This window comes from Frigoribacterium sp. AC512, assembly GCF_979258295.1.
This window is the reverse complement of sequence record NZ_OZ409850.1, coordinates 1,860,425-1,877,077: the sequence shown is the minus strand read 5'-3', so window position 1 is coordinate 1,877,077 and position 16,653 is coordinate 1,860,425. Positions and strand designations below refer to the sequence as shown.

General features: G+C 71.8%; 17 protein-coding genes. 15 read left to right on the top strand and 2 right to left on the bottom strand.

Annotation, left to right across the window (positions count from 1 at the left end; genetic code table 11):
* The first annotated feature begins 8 nt into the window (after positions 1-8).
* Positions 9-611, top strand: a complete 603-nt coding sequence (locus ACZZ97_RS08495; RefSeq protein WP_123548739.1) for a histidine phosphatase family protein — start codon at positions 9-11, stop codon at positions 609-611.
* Here the strand turns inward: ACZZ97_RS08495 and ACZZ97_RS08490 are convergent.
* Positions 608-1,147 carry a GNAT family N-acetyltransferase gene (locus ACZZ97_RS08490; protein ID WP_463472863.1) on the bottom strand — a complete coding sequence of 180 codons (540 nt, stop codon included), beginning with the start codon at positions 1,145-1,147 and terminating at the stop codon, positions 608-610. The genes ACZZ97_RS08495 and ACZZ97_RS08490 overlap by 4 nt on opposite strands.
* A gap of 55 nt (positions 1,148-1,202) precedes the next feature.
* Between ACZZ97_RS08490 and dapB the strand changes: the two genes are divergently transcribed.
* Together dapB and ACZZ97_RS08480 are read left to right on the top strand one after the other, a co-directional pair.
* Positions 1,203-1,934: a 4-hydroxy-tetrahydrodipicolinate reductase gene (dapB, locus tag ACZZ97_RS08485; RefSeq protein WP_123548690.1), complete on the top strand. Its 732-nt coding sequence runs from the start codon at positions 1,203-1,205 to the stop codon at positions 1,932-1,934.
* Complete coding sequence (locus tag ACZZ97_RS08480) at positions 1,934-2,374, top strand: tetratricopeptide repeat protein (protein WP_194613449.1); 441 nt, start codon at positions 1,934-1,936, stop codon at positions 2,372-2,374. The genes dapB and ACZZ97_RS08480 overlap by 1 nt, the downstream gene beginning before the upstream one ends.
* Here ACZZ97_RS08480 and ACZZ97_RS08475 read toward each other — a convergent pair.
* Complete coding sequence (locus tag ACZZ97_RS08475) at positions 2,371-3,276, bottom strand: TIGR01777 family oxidoreductase (protein WP_314100762.1); 906 nt, start codon at positions 3,274-3,276, stop codon at positions 2,371-2,373. The two genes, ACZZ97_RS08480 and ACZZ97_RS08475, sit on opposite strands and share 4 nt — an antisense overlap.
* A 160-nt stretch (positions 3,277-3,436) precedes the next feature.
* Here ACZZ97_RS08475 and thyX point away from each other — a divergent pair, with 160 nt between their 5' ends.
* The 12 genes from thyX to recA all read left to right on the top strand — a co-directional run bounded on the left by thyX (position 3,437) and on the right by recA (position 16,481).
* The gene (gene thyX / locus ACZZ97_RS08470) at positions 3,437-4,219 is read left to right on the top strand and encodes an FAD-dependent thymidylate synthase (RefSeq protein WP_243833450.1); all 783 of its coding nucleotides are present in this window, start codon (positions 3,437-3,439) and stop codon (positions 4,217-4,219) included.
* A 62-nt stretch (positions 4,220-4,281) separates the two neighbouring features.
* Positions 4,282-5,259: a 4-hydroxy-tetrahydrodipicolinate synthase gene (dapA, locus tag ACZZ97_RS08465; protein ID WP_192169887.1), complete on the top strand. Its 978-nt coding sequence runs from the start codon at positions 4,282-4,284 to the stop codon at positions 5,257-5,259.
* 99 nt (positions 5,260-5,358) lie between these two features.
* Positions 5,359-7,035 (top strand): ribonuclease J, encoded by a 1,677-nt coding sequence (locus tag ACZZ97_RS08460; protein WP_314100781.1) that lies wholly within the window; start codon positions 5,359-5,361, stop codon positions 7,033-7,035.
* Positions 7,036-7,154: 119 nt separating this feature from the next.
* Positions 7,155-8,171, top strand: coding sequence for an efflux RND transporter periplasmic adaptor subunit (locus tag ACZZ97_RS08455; protein WP_463472862.1), 1,017 nt, complete (start codon positions 7,155-7,157; stop codon positions 8,169-8,171).
* A complete protein-coding gene (locus tag ACZZ97_RS08450; protein ID WP_463472861.1) occupies positions 8,171-8,956 on the top strand; it encodes an ABC transporter ATP-binding protein in 786 nt (261 codons plus the stop codon). The genes ACZZ97_RS08455 and ACZZ97_RS08450 overlap by 1 nt, the downstream gene beginning before the upstream one ends.
* The gene (locus ACZZ97_RS08445; protein ID WP_463472860.1) at positions 8,953-10,182 is read left to right on the top strand and encodes an ABC transporter permease; all 1,230 of its coding nucleotides are present in this window, start codon (positions 8,953-8,955) and stop codon (positions 10,180-10,182) included. Before ACZZ97_RS08450 ends, ACZZ97_RS08445 begins: the two co-directional genes overlap by 4 nt.
* 76 nt (positions 10,183-10,258) lie before the next feature.
* On the top strand, positions 10,259-13,210 hold the full coding sequence (locus ACZZ97_RS08440; RefSeq protein WP_463472859.1) for an FtsK/SpoIIIE family DNA translocase: 2,952 nt from the start codon (positions 10,259-10,261) through the stop codon (positions 13,208-13,210).
* A gap of 1 nt (position 13,211) precedes the next feature.
* Complete coding sequence (gene pgsA, locus ACZZ97_RS08435) at positions 13,212-13,853, top strand: CDP-diacylglycerol--glycerol-3-phosphate 3-phosphatidyltransferase (protein ID WP_192041331.1); 642 nt, start codon at positions 13,212-13,214, stop codon at positions 13,851-13,853.
* A complete protein-coding gene (locus ACZZ97_RS08430; RefSeq protein ID WP_463472858.1) occupies positions 13,850-14,341 on the top strand; it encodes a CinA family protein in 492 nt (163 codons plus the stop codon). Before pgsA ends, ACZZ97_RS08430 begins: the two co-directional genes overlap by 4 nt.
* A 146-nt stretch (positions 14,342-14,487) precedes the next feature.
* The gene (locus tag ACZZ97_RS08425) at positions 14,488-14,796 is read left to right on the top strand and encodes a helix-turn-helix domain-containing protein (protein ID WP_123548700.1); all 309 of its coding nucleotides are present in this window, start codon (positions 14,488-14,490) and stop codon (positions 14,794-14,796) included.
* A 91-nt stretch (positions 14,797-14,887) separates the two neighbouring features.
* On the top strand, positions 14,888-15,112 hold the full coding sequence (locus ACZZ97_RS08420; RefSeq protein ID WP_314100754.1) for a DUF3046 domain-containing protein: 225 nt from the start codon (positions 14,888-14,890) through the stop codon (positions 15,110-15,112).
* 307 nt (positions 15,113-15,419) lie between these two features.
* Positions 15,420-16,481, top strand: coding sequence for a recombinase RecA (gene recA, locus ACZZ97_RS08415; protein ID WP_314100753.1), 1,062 nt, complete (start codon positions 15,420-15,422; stop codon positions 16,479-16,481).
* Positions 16,482-16,653 lie beyond the last annotated feature (172 nt).

Genomic DNA, 16,653 nt, shown 5'->3' with positions numbered 1-16,653 from the left:
AGACGACGGTGTCCCACTACCTCTACCTGGTCCGGCACGGCGAGCAACAGGACGCCGAGCACGGGCTCCCCGACGGCCCGCTGTCCGAGCGCGGCAAGCGACAGGCGCGGCTCCTCGCCGAACGGCTCGGGGGAGTCCCGTTCTCCGCAGCCTGGCACTCCCCGCTCGAGCGGGCGGCCGAGACGGCGCGCATCATGACCGAGCGGCTGCCCGCCCTCGAGTCGCAGCCGTCGACGCTGCTCTTCGACTGCGTGCCCTCGGGCCCGACGGCCGACATGCCGTCCGCCTACAAGCCGTTCTTCGGCGGCGTCACCGAGGACGAGATCGAGGCGGGCCAGGCACAGATGGCCGACGCGGTGTCCGAGTGGCTGACGCCCTCCCGCGAGGATCGCCACGACCTGCTCATCACGCACAACTTCGTCATCGGGTGGTTCGTTCGCGAGGTCTTCGGGGCTCCCGACTGGCGCTGGATGGGCGTGAACCAGGCCAACGCGGGCCTGACCATCATCCGCGTCCGCTCGGCGAAGCCGCCGGAGCTCGTGACGCACAACGACCTGGGCCATCTCCCCGTCGAGCTCCGCACCGGCCTCCCGGTCGAGCAGCCGATCTAGCTGACGGGCTCCCGGGGCGCCACCGGCTTGGCGAACCAGGTCGTCGCGTTCGGGTTGTCGTTGTACGGCTCGACCTCGCGGTAGCCGGTGGCCCGGTAGAGGGCCCCGGCCGCCAGGAGGCTCTCGTTCGTGTCGAGGACGACCAGGTCCGCGCCCAGGCCGGCGGCCACCTCCTCGAGCTCGGCCATCAGCAGGCGACCGAGACCTCGCCCGCGGGCCTCCGGGCGCACGTAGACGTGCTTGACCTCGTACCGCACCAGCCCCTCCTCGGTCGGGTCGATGCGGCGGACCCCGCCGCAGGCCAGGGCACGCACGACGCCGGGCTCGGCGCCGGTCGCGGCGGATCCGGCGTCGACGTCCTCGCTCTCGACGACGAGGAACGACCCGGCCGGGGGAGTGAAGGTCGCGTCCGACGGCGACGCGGTGCGGTAGCTGCCCTTCCCCGACGGGAAGGTCTCCCGGCGCTCGGCGAAGTACGCCTCGAGCAGCTCGGCGGCGGCGGGGGACGACACGGGAACGGCACGGAACCGGGGCATGCGCACCATGCTAGGTCGGGCGGGCCCCCGGGCGCTGCCGGGTAGGTTGGAGCCCATGACCTCCCAGATCGCCGTCGTCGGAGCCACGGGCACCCTCGGCTCGTTCGTCGTCGACCTCGTCCGGCGCACGCCCGGCCTCGAGCTGCACGCCGGCCTCTCGTCCCGTGACGACCTCGACGACGTGCGCGGCGCCGACCTCGTGGTCGACGTGACTCACCCGGCCGTCAGCCCCGGCATCGTCGAGCACGTCGTCCGGGCGGGCCTCCCCGTCCTCGTGGGCACCTCGGGCTGGAACGCCGAGCGGGTGGCGAAGCTCCGGACGGTCGTCGCGGACGTCGGCGGCCCCGGCGTCCTGGTCGTCCCGAACTTCTCCCTCGGGTCCGTCCTCGCGACGCGGTTCGCCACGATGGCGGCGCGCTTCTATGAGAGCGTCGAGATCGTGGAGGCGCACCACCAGGGCAAGGTCGACTCGCCCTCCGGCACGGCCGTCCGCACCGCGGAGCTGATCGCCGAGGCGCGTCGCGAGCTCGGCCCGGTCTCCGCGCCCTTCTCCGACCAGCGCGCCCGCGGCCAGCAGGTCGCCAGCGTCCCGGTGCACAGCATGCGCCTCCGCGGCGTCGTCGCGAAGCAGGAGGTCGTCTTCGGCGGCGAGGGCGAGACGCTCACCCTGACGCACGACACGATCTCGCAGCGCGCCTACGAGCAGGGGCTGCTCGTCGCCATGGCCGAGGCTCCGCGGGTCGAGGGCGTCGTCGTGGGGCTCGACAGCGTGCTGCCGCTCGACTGATGAAGGGCCGCACCGCGGCGCTCGTCATGGCGCTGTTCCTCCTCCTGTACGTCGTCCTCGTCGCCCAGCGCGCGTACCTCTTCGTCATGACCGGCGAGCCCGTGGCCGTCGTGCTCGGCGTGGCCCTGCTCGTCCTGCCGGTCCTCGGGATCTTCGCCCTGGTCGCCGAGCTGCGCTTCGGGGTGCACACGCAGCAGATGGTGCGCGAGCTCGAGGAGGCGGGCGAGCTGCCGGTGGACGAGGTCCCCCGCCGTGCCTCGGGTCGGTACGAACGCGCCGCGGCCGACGCCGCCTTCCCGCGCTGGGCGCAGGCGGTCGAGGACGCCCCCGACGACTGGCGGGCCTGGTTCCGGCTCGGCCTGGCCTACGACGCGTGCGGTGACCGCAGGCGAGCCCGACAGGCAGTCCGCAAGGCCTCGCGGATGCGGTCCGCGGCCTAGCGGCCGCCGACCAGCGCGTCGACCGCCTGGTCGACCGTGCGGTGACGGAAGGCGAAGCCGTCCGCGAGCAGCGCCTCCGGGACGACCTGCTGGCTGGGCAACAGCATCTCGCGACCTGCCTCCTGCATCGCCGTGCTGATGACGACCTCGGGCACCGTGAGCGCGTAGGGGCGTCCCAGGTCCTTGGCGAGCCGTCTCGTCAGGGCGTCGCTGGTCGCGGGCGTGGGGCCGGCGAGGTTGACGGGGCCCCTGAGGCTCGACGTCAGCAGGTGCACGATGGCCGCGGCCTCGTCGTGCAGGCTGATCCAGGGCCAGAACTGGTCGCCGGTGCCGAGGCGCGAGCCGAGGCCGAGCTTCGTGAGGGGCAGCAGCGGGGCCATGGCGCCGCCGGGGCCCACGACGACGCCGGTGCGCAGGTGGACGACACGGGTGGCATCGGGCGTCGGGGCGGTCGCGGCCTCCCAGTCGGCGACGACGTCGCTGAGGAAGCCGCTGCCGCGGGGGCTCTGCTCGGTCAGGCGCTCGCCCGGGCGGTCGCCGTAGATGCCCACGGCCGAGCCGCTCAGGAACACGGCGGGCGGTCGCTCGGCGCCGGCCATGCCGTGCGCGAGCGTGGCGGTGGCCGTCACGCGGGAGTCACGGATCTCGCGCTTGTAGCCGGCGGTCCAGGGCAGCCGACCGAGGGAGGCGCCGCTCAGGTTCACGACGGCGTCCGCCCGGTCGAGCAGGGTGCGGTCGACGATGCCGGCCGCGGGCACCCACGTCGCCTCGCCCTCGTCGCGGGCCTCGCGCCGGACGAGCGCGACGACCGTGTGGCCGGCGGCCACCAGCTGGCGTCGGAGCTCGGTGCCGACCAGGCCGGAGGCGCCGGAGACGAGGACGGTGAGGGAGTCGGCGGTCATGGGCCCGGTCTTTCTCGAGGAGGTGCGGCGCAGGGGAGCTGCGCCTCCCCGGGAGCGTAGCCGCGCCTCCTGCCGGTCGCCCGGGCACCGGCCCGAGGGCCGGTGGGCCGAGCCTGCCGCCGATCGAGGCTCGTCGGTGGTCGGAGGTAGAGTCGTGGCCGTGACTGATGCCGACGCCGTGACCCCCGCCTCTTCGTCTCCCGAGACCGCCGCCGACCCCGTCGAGTTCCGCAGCGACGTCACGGTCGAGCTGGTCCGCTCGAGCGCGCACGACTCCGACGTCCTCTTCGCGGCGCGTGTCTCGACGATGGGCGAGCAGACGCTCGAGGGCGCCCAGGCCTCGGCCGACGGGGCCCAGGCGACCAAGGGCGCCGGCCTGATCAACTACCTCATGCGCGACCGCCACGGCTCGCCGTTCGAGCACAACTCGATGACCTTCTACGTGCAGGCGCCGATCTTCGTGTTCCGCGAGTTCATGAGGCACCGCATGGCGAGCTACAACGAAGAAAGCGGTCGCTACCGCGAGCTCAACCCCGTCTTCTACGTCCCCGCCGCGACCCGCAACCTGCAGCAGGTGGGCAAGCCCGGCGCCTACGACTTCCTGCCCGGCACGCCCGAGCAGAGCGAGCTCGTCCGGTCCGAGACCGAGCGCACCTCGCGCGAGGCCTACGCGGCCTACAAGCGCATGCTCGACGAGGGCATCGCCCGCGAGGTCGCCCGCATCGTCCTGCCGCTGAACATCTACTCGTCCATGTACGTCACCGTGAACGCGCGGTCGCTGATGAACTTCCTCAGCCTCCGCACGAAGCGCGAGGGCACGCACTTCCCGTCGTTCCCGCAGCGCGAGATCGAGATGTGCGCCGAGAAGATGGAGGACATCTGGGCCGAGCTCATGCCGCTCACCTACGCCGCCTTCGGCACGAACGGCCGCGTCGCCCCCTGACCGGGCCGATCCTGGCCGTCCGAGGGGCGATCCGCGCGGGGCGAGACAGTACGCTGGTCGACGTGTCGAACATCAGCAACCCCTTCGGGCAGGTCCTCGTCGCTCTCGTCACCCCCTTCACCGCCGACGGCGAGGTCGACTGGCCGGCGGTCGAGAAGCACATCGACGACTGCGTCTCGGCGGGTGCCGACGGCATCGTCGTCACCGGCACGACGGGCGAGACCAGCACCCTGACCGACCCCGAGAAGCTCAAGCTCGTCGAGGTCGGCAAGTCGGTCGCGGCGGGGCGCGCCAAGATCATCACGGGCGGCGGCTCGAACGAGACCGCGCACGCCATCCAGCTGTACAAGGCCAGCGAGAAGGCCGGCGCCGACGGCGTCATGATCGTCACGCCGTACTACAACAAGCCCACGCAGGCCGGCGTCCTCACGCACTTCCGCATGATCGCCGACGCGACCGACCTGCCGGTCATCCTCTACGACATCCCCGGCCGCACCGGCATCCCGATCAAGTACGAGACGCTGCTGCGCGCCGCGAAGCACCCGAACATCGTCGCGGTCAAGGACGCGAAGGGCGACTTCGCCGAGGTCAGCCGCGTCATCAACCAGACCGACCTGCTCTACTTCTCGGGCGACGACGCGAACGTGCTCCCGCACCTGGCGATCGGCGCCTCCGGCCTCATCGGCGTGACGGCGAACATCGTCTCGGCGCCGTACCGCACCATGATCGACGCCGTGAACGCAGGCGACCTGCACACGGCCACGGCAGCCCACAAGATGCTCGAGCCGCTGGTGCGCGCCGTCATGACGCACGTGCCCGGCACGGTCGCGGCGAAGTACATCCTGCACGGCCTCGGCCGCATCTCCAGCCCCCGCGTCCGCCTGCCGCTCGTCGGCCCGGAGGACAGCGAGGCGGCGCTCATCGAGGACGAGCTCTCGCACGTGGGCGACATCCCCGGGCTCGACCTCAGCCGCTTCCGCCCCGACCGCAACGCCGCGGCCGGCGGTGCCCTGCCCAAGGTGCACGGCACCACGCGCTGACCACGCGGCACGCCGCCGGCCGCGTGACGGTGCGGCGCGCGGGCCGACAGAGACCTCGATCCGCGGGGCACGAGCCCCGACCTCGACCCGAAGGACATGATGCCCACGACCGTCAAGACCCCGCGCAAGCTCGAGGACGGCACGCTCCGGGTCATCCCGGTCGGCGGCCTCGGCGAGATCGGGCGCAACATGACCGTCTACGAGATCGACGGCAAGCTGCTCGTCGTCGACTGCGGGGTGCTGTTCCCCGAGGAGCACCAGCCGGGCGTCGACCTGATCCTCCCGGACTTCTCGCCCCTCCGCGACCGGCTGGACGACGTCCTCGCGGTCGTGCTGACCCACGGCCACGAGGACCACATCGGCGCGGTGCCCTATCTCCTCCGCCTCCGCGCGGACATCCCGCTGATCGGCTCGCAGCTGACGCTCGCCCTGATCGAGGCGAAGCTCAAGGAGCACCGCATCAAGCCCTACACGCTGACGGTCAAGGAGGGCGGGCGCGAGACGCTCGGCCCGTTCGACCTCGAGTTCGTCGCGGTGAACCACTCGATCCCGGACGCCCTCGCCGTCGCGATCCGCACCTCCGCCGGCCTCGTCCTGCACACCGGCGACTTCAAGATGGACCAGCTGCCGCTCGACGACCGCATCACCGACCTGCGTGCCTTCGCCCGCCTCGGCGAGGAGGGGGTCGACCTGTTCCTCCCCGACTCGACGAACGCCGACGTGCCGGGCTTCACCGCCCTCGAGCGCGACATCGGACCGGTCCTCGACGACGTCATCCGCCGGGCGCCGCGCCGGGTCGTCGTGGCGAGCTTCTCGAGCCACGTGCACCGCGTGCAGCAGGTGCTCGACGCCGCCCACGCCAACGGGCGCCGGGTCGCGTTCATGGGCAGGTCGATGATCCGCAACATGGGCATCGCCGCCGACCTGGGCTACCTCGTCGTGCCCGAGGGCGTCCTCATCGACGCGAAGAAGGCCAAGGACCTCCCCGACGACCGCATCGTCTACATGAGCACGGGCTCGCAGGGCGAGCCGATGGCCGTCCTCGCCCGGATGGCGAACCTCGAGCACCAGATCGAGATCGGGCAGGACGACACGGTCATCCTCGCCTCGAGCCTCATCCCCGGCAACGAGAACGCCGTCTACCGGGTCATCGACGGGCTCACCAAGCTCGGCGCGACGGTGGTGCACAAGGGCAACGCGAAGGTGCACGTGTCGGGCCACGCCTCGGCCGGCGAGCTCCTCTACTGCTACAACGTGCTCCGCCCGAAGAACGTCATGCCGGTCCACGGCGAGCACCGGCACCTCTACGCGAACGCCGCCCTGGCCCAGCGCACCGGCGTGCCGCGCGAGAACACGATCCTCGGCGAGGACGGCGTCGTCGTCGACCTCCGCGACGGCGTCGCCGAGGTGGTCGGCCAGCTCGACCTCGGCTACGTGTACGTCGACGGCTCGACCGTCGGCGAGATCACCGACGCCGACCTCAAAGACCGGCGGATCCTCAGCGAGGAGGGCTTCATCTCCGTCTTCCTCGCGATCGACGCCACGACGGGCCGTGTCGTCGTCGGCCCCGAGATCCAGTCGCGCGGCTTCGCCGAGGACGAGCGGGTCTTCGACGACGTCATGCCCAAGATCCTCGCCGCGCTGGCCGAGGCAGCCGAGAACGGCACCCGTGACACGCACCAGTTCAGCCAGGTCGTCCGCCGCACGGTGGGCCGCTGGGTGAACACGCAGCACCGTCGTCGTCCCATGATCGTGCCGGTGGTCATCAGCGCCTGACCCGGCTCGGCACGAGGCCTCAGCTCGCTCGGGAAGTCATCCCGACGGCTGAGGCCTCCGTCGTCCCCCTCCTCCTATGGTGAGCACGTTCCGTCCGTTGCTCCGAAGGGGAGTCGCCCGTGCGCGTCGCCAAGACCTGGATCTTCCCGATCCTCCGCATCCTCATCTTCGTCGCGATCGCGGTGGCCCTCGTCAAGCTCGCGTTCTTCGCGTCGCCCGACGCGGCGACCGGCTCCGTGGCGGTCCCGACCGGCGAGGCCGTCGAGCCCCAGGTCGCCGTGGCCGTCGGCACCGTCACGAACGACGTGACGGTCGACGCCACGGTCGAGGCCGACGTCGCCTCGACCGTGCCCGCGACCCTGGCCGGCACCGTCGTGACCGTCGTCGTCGAGAAGGGCCAGGCCGTCGCCGCGGGCGACAAGATCGCGACGCTGCGCTCCGAGACCCCGCAGGAGGCGCTGGTCTCGGCCGACGGCACCGTCACCGAGCGTGCCCCGATCGTCAAGACCGCGGTGGTGACGTCGCCCGTCGCGGGCACCGTGACGGAGCTCTCCGTCATCAAGGACCAGGAGGTGGCCGTGGGCGACGCGGTCGCGAAGGTGGCGCCTCCGACGTTCCACGTCACGGGGGCGCTGGCCGCCGACCAGCTCTACCGGCTGGTCAGCCGGCCGGCCGAGGGCACCGCGTCCATCCAGGGCGGCCCGGCGCCGTTCGCCTGCACCGGCCTCTCGATCGGCGGTGCCGGCGCCGGCGCGGGCACCACGACCGCCGGCGACACCGGCGACTCGTCGGGCACGGGCGTCTCGGGGCAGTCGGTGACGTGTGCCGTCCCCGGCGACGTCACGGTCTTCGCGGGCCTCGCCACGAAGCTGACGATCCCCGCCGGCGTCGCGACCGACGTCCTCACGGTGCCGCTCACCGCGGTCGAGGGCGCCGCGGGCAAGGGCGTCGTGACCGTGGTCGGCGCCGACGGCACCGAGGAGGAGCGGGAGATCACGCTCGGCATCAACGACGGCACGACCGTCGAGGTGACCGGGGGCCTCGTCGAGGGCGACATGGTCCTCGAGTTCGTGCCCGGCGCCGTCGCCCCGCAGGAGGGCTGCGTCGACCCGACGACCGGAGAGGTCTACTGCTGATGTCGTTGATCCGGCTCGAGGGAGTCACGAAGACGGTTCCCCTCGCCGACGACGCGACCCTCGACATCCTCCGCGGCGTCGACCTCGTGGTCGAGGCGGGCGAGCACGTGAGCATCGTCGGCCGCTCCGGCTCGGGCAAGTCGACGCTGCTCAACATCCTGGGGCTCATCGACGCGCCGACGACGGGCGCGCACTGGTTCGACGACGTCGACGTCAGCGGCATGCGCTCGGGGGCCCGCGACCGGCTCCGCGGCGAGCAGGTGGGCTTCATCTTCCAGCAGTTCAACCTGCTGCAGGGGCGCACGGCGCTCGAGAACGTCATGACGCCGTTGCTCTACGCACGCGGTCGGCGCTTCTGGCGCCGGCGGGCGATCGCGGCCGAGATGCTCGAGAAGGTCGGGCTCGGGCACCGCGTCGACTCGATGCCGCACCGCCTCTCGGGCGGCGAGCAGCAGCGGGTGGCGATCGCGCGCTCGCTGGTGCGCGACCCGCGCGTCATCCTGGCCGACGAGCCGACGGGAGCGCTCGACATCGAGACGGGGGCGACGGTCATGCGCCTCCTCGACGACATCTCGTCCGACACCGGCGCCGCCCTCGTCACCATCACGCACGACCTGGCCGTGGCGGGCCTCGCCGCGCGGCACTACTCGCTCGACGCGGGCGTGCTCTCGGCCGCCCGACTGGGCAGCGGGCTGGCCGGGGCGTCGGCCCTCGTGCCGGCGGGCGCCTCCGCGTCGGGGGCTCCCGCCTCCTCCGTCCCGGCACCCGTCGAGGTCGTGTCGTGAGCGGTCTGTTGTCGGGGGTCGTGGGAGCGTTCGTCGAGGCCTGGTCCGAGCTGAGGGTCAACAAGCTGCGGGTGCTGCTCAGCCTCATCGGGGTCGCGGTGGCCGTCGCCGCGCTGACCGCCGTCGTCGGGCTCGGCAGCCTCGCCGAGCAGTCCACGCGCGAGTCGTCCGAGAAGTCCGGCGGGCGACCTGCCACCTACACGGTCTCGGCCTACAGCCAGGGGGCGACCCTGCTCGACCCCGCCCTCCTCGACGACGAGTTCCGCTCGACGATGTCGCGCTACCAGATCTCGTGGGCGTCCGAGAACCTCTGGACGACGAGGTCCGTCCAGCTGCCCGGCGGCCTCACCGACGTCTCGGCACAGGTCGTCGACCCCGAGTACGGCGAGATGCACCGGGTGTCGATGGCCGAGGGATCCTGGTTCGTCGAGGGCGACGACCAGCGGATGGCCCCGGCGGTCGTCGTGAACGAGGCGCTCTGGGACACGCTCGGCCGCCCTCCGGTCGACTCGCACCCCACCCTCCTGCTGAGCGGCACGGACTCGGTGACCGGCGTCGTCGTGGGCGTCACGGCGGCGCAGTACGCCGAGGAGGCGCCCGGGCTGTTCCTCCTGCCCTCGGACGAGCACGACCTGGTGCCGCTCTCGCAGGGCGGGTACGCAGAGACGCCGCAGTACGAGATGTGGCTGCCGACGTCGTCCGGCGACCAGTTGAGCACGATGGTGCAGGGCAACCTCGCGGCGGCCCTCGGCGACGACGTGCAGGTCGACGTGAACCGGTCCGACTACGCGGCGTACGCGGGCGACTCCGACCCCTTCAAGCCGATCAAGCTGATCATCACGGGGGTCGGCGTGCTCGTGCTGCTGCTCGGCGGGCTCGGACTGGTCAACATCGCGCTGGTCACGGTGCGGCAGCGCATCCGCGAGATCGGGGTCCGGCGGTCGTTCGGCGCCACGGCGCCCCGGGTGTTCTTCTCGGTGATGCTCGAGAGCGTCGCCGGCACGGTGGTCGCGGGGGCCGTCGGCGTCATGGTCGCCGTGCTCGTCGTGCAGAACCCGACCGTGCAGGGCTTCATCGCCCAGGGGTCGGTCGACGACCTGCCGCCGTTCCCGATCACCGCCGCCCTGATCGGCCTGGGGTCCGCGACGCTGATCGGCGCCGTGGCGGGAGTGCTGCCCGCTCTCGTCGCCGTCCGGGTCAAGGTCATCGACGCCATCCGCTACTGAGGCGGGCGGGCCGCGCGGGGCCCGGCGCGCCGACCACCTCCGGTCGGCGTCGGCGGCGGGCGGTAACCTCGACGGCATGGCCACGCCCACCAAGTCGACCGCGCGCTCGCGCTCGGGGCGCGGCGCGTCCGCCGGCACCTCGACGGCCCGCGGCGCGACCGCGGCCACCAAGAAGCTCCCCGCCGCGAAGGCTCCCGCTCCCGTCGACGAGGGGCCCGGCGTCGTCGCCTCCGCCTGGATGGGCCTGGCCCACCTGACCGGAGGCGCCTTCCGGCTCTTCGGCAGCGAGTCGCTCGACAAGTCCGAGCGCCGCGACGGCGTCCCCTTCCTCCTCGTGCTGCTGGCGATCGCCGGGGCCGTGGTCGAGTGGCTCAACCCCACCAGCCCCTTGGCCGTCGCGTTCGACGCGTACACGTTCGGCGGGTTCTTCGGGCGGGTCGCCTACGCGCTGCCGGTCATCATGGTGCTCTTCGCCGGCTGGCTGTTCCGGCACCCGGCCTCCGTCCACGACAACACGCGCATCGGCATCGGGCTCGGCCTCATGATCGTGTCCATCAGCGCCCTCTGCCACATCTACGGCGGCCAGCCCCAGGCCGTCGAGGGCATGCGCGCCCTGGCGACGGGCGGGGGAGTGCTCGGGTGGCTCGTCGCCTCCTGGCTGGTCATGCTCGCGACCGAGTGGGTCGCGGTGCCGGTCGTCGTCGTCCTGCTCGCCCTGTCCCTGTTGATCATGACCAAGACGCCGCCGAACCGCATCGGCCACCGTCTCGGCGACCTGTACCGCTGGCTCTTCGGCGAGACGACGGCGGACGCGAGCGCTGCCAGCGCCGACGGCACCGCCGAGGGCGAGGCGGGCGAGCCCGACACGTTGCCCTGGTGGCGACGCAACAAGAGCGGGCGCGAAGAAGACCCGGCCTACGACACGCCCGTGGTCACCCAGAGCAGCGCCGACGACGCGGCGGACCGCCGAGGGCGGGGCTCTCGTCGTCGTGGCGCCGCCGGCCCGGTCTTCGTCGACCACGGCGCGACCATCGGCGGCGACGTCCCCGCCACAGGGTCCCCGGCAGCAGGGGCCGCGGCAGCTGACGCCCCGACCGACGTCTACCAGGCCGACCTGCTGCACGACCTCGACGCGGCGGAGGACGCCGTGCGGTCCTTCGGCATCGACGTCCCGCTGCACGACGACGAGCCGGCGCCCACGACGTCCGCCGCGGGCGCCGCCGGCAGCGGTCCTGCCGGGGCGACGGCCGCCACGACCGTCCTCCCGTCCCTGCCCGTCACCGCCGTGCCGGCCACCACGTCCGCGGCCGCGCCCGGCGAGAGCGACGTCGCCGCCGACTTCCTGGCCGTCGACGACGACGAGCCCGCCCCGCCGTCGCTCGACGTCGAGGACGACTCGCCCGTGGCGCCCTACCGCCTGCCGGCCGCCTCCACGCTGAGCGTCGGCCCGCCCGCCAAGGCGCGCAGCGAGGCCAACGACGAGATCGTGCGCTCGATCACCGAGGTGCTCCGCCAGTTCTCCGTCGACGCCCGCGTCGTCGGCTTCAGCCGCGGCCCGACCGTCACCCGCTACGAGATCGAGCTGGGCCCGGGCGTCAAGGTCGAGAAGGTGACGGCCCTCAGCAAGAACCTGTCCTACGCCGTGGCCTCGAACGAGGTGCGGATCCTCTCGCCCATCCCGGGCAAGAGCGCCATCGGCGTCGAGATCCCGAACACCGACCGCGAGATCGTGTCGCTCGGCGACGTCCTGCGCTCCGGGGCCGCCGCCAAGAGCGTGCACCCGATGACCATCGGCGTCGGCAAGGACGTCGAGGGCGGCTACGTCGTGGCGAACCTCGCGAAGATGCCGCACCTCCTGGTCGCCGGCGCCACCGGCTCCGGCAAGTCGAGCTTCGTCAACTCGATGATCACGTCGCTCCTCATGCGGGCCAAGCCGACCGACGTGCGCATGGTCCTGATCGACCCGAAGCGGGTCGAGCTCTCCATCTACGCCGGCGTCCCGCACCTGATCACGCCCATCATCACCAACCCGAAGAAGGCGGCCGAGGCGCTGCAGTGGGTGGTGAAGGAGATGGACATGAGGTACGACGACCTCGCCAGCTTCGGGTTCCGCCACATCGACGACTTCAACCGCGCCGTCGTCGCGAACGAGATCGTGCTGCCGGCCGGCAGCGCCCGGTCGCTCAAGCCCTACCCGTACCTGCTCGTCGTCGTCGACGAGCTGGCCGACCTCATGATGGTCGCCCCGCGCGACGTCGAGGACAGCATCGTCCGCATCACCCAGCTGGCGCGTGCCTCGGGCATCCACCTGGTGCTCGCGACGCAGCGTCCGTCGGTCGACGTGGTGACGGGCCTCATCAAGGCGAACGTGCCGTCCCGGTTCGCGTTCGCCGTGTCGAGCGTCACCGACTCGCGGGTCATCCTCGACCAGCCCGGCGCCGACAAGTTGATCGGCCAGGGCGACGGGCTCTTCCTGCCGATGGGCGCCTCGAAGGCCATGCGCGTCCAGGGTGCGTGGGTGCAGGAGGCGGAGATCGCCGAGGTCGTGGCGCACGTGACGCGGCAGGCGCGTCCCGACTACCGGCCCGACGTGGCGGCCGTGGTCGAGAAGAAAGAGATCGACGGCGACATCGGCGACGACCTCGAGCTGCTCCTCGCGGCGGCGGAACTGGTCGTCAGCACGCAGTTCGGGTCGACGTCGATGCTCCAGCGCAAGCTGCGCGTCGGCTTCGCCAAGGCCGGGCGACTGATGGACCTCATGGAGTCGCGCGACATCGTGGGTCCCTCCGAGGGCTCGAAGGCGCGCGACGTGCTCGTCACCAACGAGCAGCTGCCGGGCGTGCTGGCCAAGCTGCGCGGGCAGGGCGACGACGGGCTCCGGGGGTCGGGCCCCGCCTCCTCGGCTCCCGTGGCGGTCGGCGCGGGCGACTACGGCGACGACCCCGTCGCCGAGATGACACGAGGCTACGACGAGGTCGACGGCGACGAGGAGTCGGAAGACGCCTGGGGCCTGACCGGCAGGGACTGACGTGACCGACGAGAGAACCCCCGACGCACCCCGGGCCGCGACGTTCCCCTGGCGGGGACGCTTCGCGAGCCGCGGCGCGGGGCCGGCCAGCACGGCGAACATCGCCAACGTGATCACGGTCGTCCGCATCCTGATGGCGCCGCTGTTCATCGCCTGGCTGCTGATCGACGACGGCGCCGACGGCCCGCTGCGCATCGCGGCCGCCGTGCTGTTCGTCGTCGCCATCCTCACGGACAGCCTCGACGGCATGCTGGCGAGGGGCCTCGACCTCGTCACCGACTTCGGCAAGATCGTCGACCCGATCGCCGACAAGGTCCTGGTCGGCGGCGCGCTGGTCGGGCTCTCGATCCTCGGCGAGCTGCCCTGGTGGGTCACCGCGCTCATCCTCGTGCGCGAGATCGGGATCACCGTGTACCGCTTCGTCGTCATCCGCGACCGCGTCATCCCTGCGTCACGAGGCGGCAAGCTCAAGACCGTGCTGCAGGCCGTCGCGGTGACGCTGGCGCTCTTCCCGCTGTGGGTGCCGCTGGGCGACTGGGTGCACGGCCTCAACACCGTCGTGATGACGGCCGCCGTGGTGGCCACGCTCGTGTCGGGTGCCGACTACGTCCGTGTCGCCCTGAAGCACTCCCGCACGTCGTGACCACCGCGGCCGAGGTCGTGCACGAGCTCGACCGCCAGGGGCTGACCGTCGCGGTCGCCGAGTCGTTGACGGGGGGTCTGCTCGCCGCAGAGTTGATCTCCGTCCCCGGTGCGTCCACGGTCGTCGTCGGGGGAGTCGTGGCCTACCAGACGCCGCTCAAGGCCTCGCTGCTCGGTGTGCCGGCTGCGCTGCTCGCGGCCCGGGGCGCCGTCGATCCCGACGTCGCCGTCGCCATGGCGGCGGGGGCACGTCGAGCGCTGGCCGTCGAGGGCCAGGCCGCCGACGTCGGCATCGCGACCACGGGGGTCGCTGGCCCTGACCCCCAGGACGGCCAGGCGCCCGGCACGGTGTACGTCGCCCTGAGCGCAGGAGGCGAGGCTCGCGTCACGAGGCTCGCCCTCGAGGGCGACCGTGCGGCCATCCGATCGGCGACCGTCTCCGAATCACTCTCGATGCTGCACGACTGGCTCACGGAGCCTCGGGAATAGCCGGGGTTTCGGTCTCGTTACATCTCGTGAGTTCACAAGCGTCACACAGAGCTGGCTGGCTACAGTGGCACCCAGTTCGACAGCAGTGTTCCTCACCCACCCCTGAATCCCGTCACGGTGGGTCCTATGTCGCAAGGAGGGGTCCCATGGTTCTGGTCCGTCAAGAGATCGGCGACGTCCTCCGCGACTTCCGTCTCCAGAAGGGCCGCACGCTGCGACAGGTCGCCTCCAAGGCGAGCGTCGCACTCGGCTACCTCAGCGAGGTCGAGCGTGGGCAGAAAGAGGCGAGCTCCGAGATCCTCGCGTCGGTCGCCGACGCGCTCGAGACCCCGATCTCCGTCATCATGCGCGAGGTGGGCGACCGGATGGCCGTCATCGAGGGCCTCAACCCGATCCCGGACACCCTGCCCGACGACATGGTCGCCGAGTTCGACACCGATCTGGTCGTGCGCTGACGTCTCTGACCTCACGGTCCGTCGTGCAGTACGCGCCGAGACGCCCCCGATCCAGGTCGGGGGCGTCTCGACGTCCGGGTACCCTCGACTGATGCGCAAGAGCGAGTTCCGCAGGGCGGTCGACGACGAGTTCGGCGAGGCGTACGGACGAGTCGTCACCCGTGATCTCGTCCTCTCGTCGCTGGGCGACGAGACCGCCGACGAGGCGCTCCGCGGAGGCGTGCCGCCGCGCGAGGTGTGGCTGGCCCTGTGTGAGGCCGAGGGCGTCCCCGTGGCCCGCAGGCACGGCGCCGGGCTGCCCGAGCCGCGTCGCTGACCTTCGTCGCCGAGCCGTGTCGCCAGGGCCGTGCGACGATCAGGTGTTCGACACGCCGACACGTTGGATCGAACATGCGTTCGGCGCAGTGGTAGCTTCCTCCACAAGGGCGCCGATGTCCGAGTGCTCCACTTCCAGCCGAGATCGCGTCCGCGATGTCGGTGGCCGGTCGTAGCGTTCCCTCATCGACGTTCCACCGCTCTCGCATCCGCGGGGGCACCAGCCTTGTCGTCGAGACCGCCGCCTCCGGGCCGAGCGCGACGCGACAGCCTACAGGCGCACGGACATCAACCTTGAAGGAGTCACCATGCCCTCAGCAGAGAACCGCGAGAAGGCCCTCGAGACGGCGCTCGCCCAGATCGACCGGCAGTTCGGCAAGGGCGCCGTCATGCGCCTGGGCAGTGACGACCGCGCGCCGGTCGCCGTCATCCCCACCGGCTCGATCGCCCTCGACGTCGCGCTGGGCATCGGGGGCCTTCCTCGTGGCCGCATCGTCGAGATCTACGGCCCCGAGTCCTCGGGAAAGACGACGCTCACGCTGCACGCCATCGCCAACGCACAGCGCAACGGCGGCATCGCGGCCTTCATCGACGCCGAGCACGCCCTCGACCCCGAGTACGCGAAGAAGCTGGGCGTCGACATCGACGCACTCCTGGTCTCGCAGCCCGACACGGGCGAGCAGGCGCTCGAGATCGCGGACATGCTCGTCCGCTCCGGCTCCATCGACCTCGTCGTCATCGACTCCGTGGCGGCGCTCGTGCCGCGTGCCGAGATCGAGGGCGAGATGGGCGACTCCCACGTCGGCCTCCAGGCGCGGCTCATGTCGCAGGCCCTCCGCAAGCTGACGGGTGGTCTCAACCAGACCGGCACCACCATGATCTTCATCAACCAGCTGCGCGAGAAGATCGGCGTGTTCTTCGGCAGCCCCGAGACCACAGCCGGCGGCAAGGCGCTCAAGTTCTACGCCTCGGTGCGACTCGACATCCGCCGCATCGAGACCCTGAAAGACGGAACGGACGCAGTGGGCAACCGCACCCGCGTCAAGGTCGTCAAGAACAAGATGGCACCGCCCTTCAAGCAGGCCGAGTTCGACATCCTCTACGGCGTCGGCATCTCCCGTGAGGGCAGCCTGATCGACTTCGGCGTCGAGCACGGCATCGTCCGCAAGTCCGGTGCCTGGTACACCTACGAGGGCGACCAGCTCGGCCAGGGCAAGGAGAACTCGCGCAACTTCCTCCTCAAGAACGCCTCCGTCGCACAGGAGATCGAGCAGAAGATCCTCGCGAAGCTCGGCGTCGGCGGGGCGAAGCCGGTCGAGGCGCCCGTCGAGTCGATCGAGGCGAAGATCGCCGCCCGGAAGGGCGCATGACCTCGCACGACGACGAGTGGGCCGACGACCTGGCTCCCGTGACCCCCCTCTTCGGGGTCCGCGGGGCCAGGTCCGGCCGTGCAGGCGCTGACGCGTCGAGTCACCCCTCGAGGGGGCCGGCGACTGTCGTGGGCGACGACGAGCCTGTCGAGCCGTCGGGCGACGGCGCGAG

Bases quoted from the DNA above. Each gene is read 5' to 3' on its own strand.
- dapB (WP_123548690.1), top strand. From the start codon at position 1,203: ATGACCTCCCAGATCGCCGTCGTCGGAGCCACGGGCACCCTCGGCTCG.
- ACZZ97_RS08440 (WP_463472859.1), top strand. From the start codon at position 10,259: ATGGCCACGCCCACCAAGTCGACCGCGCGCTCGCGCTCGGGGCGCGGC.
- ACZZ97_RS08475 (WP_314100762.1), bottom strand. From the start codon at position 3,276: ATGACCGCCGACTCCCTCACCGTCCTCGTCTCCGGCGCCTCCGGCCTG.
- ACZZ97_RS08480 (WP_194613449.1), top strand. From the start codon at position 1,934: ATGAAGGGCCGCACCGCGGCGCTCGTCATGGCGCTGTTCCTCCTCCTG.
- ACZZ97_RS08450 (WP_463472861.1), top strand. From the start codon at position 8,171: ATGTCGTTGATCCGGCTCGAGGGAGTCACGAAGACGGTTCCCCTCGCC.
- ACZZ97_RS08420 (WP_314100754.1), top strand. From the start codon at position 14,888: ATGCGCAAGAGCGAGTTCCGCAGGGCGGTCGACGACGAGTTCGGCGAG.
- ACZZ97_RS08425 (WP_123548700.1), top strand. From the start codon at position 14,488: ATGGTTCTGGTCCGTCAAGAGATCGGCGACGTCCTCCGCGACTTCCGT.
- ACZZ97_RS08490 (WP_463472863.1), bottom strand. From the start codon at position 1,147: ATGCCCCGGTTCCGTGCCGTTCCCGTGTCGTCCCCCGCCGCCGCCGAG.
- recA (WP_314100753.1), top strand. From the start codon at position 15,420: ATGCCCTCAGCAGAGAACCGCGAGAAGGCCCTCGAGACGGCGCTCGCC.
- ACZZ97_RS08460 (WP_314100781.1), top strand. From the start codon at position 5,359: ATGCCCACGACCGTCAAGACCCCGCGCAAGCTCGAGGACGGCACGCTC.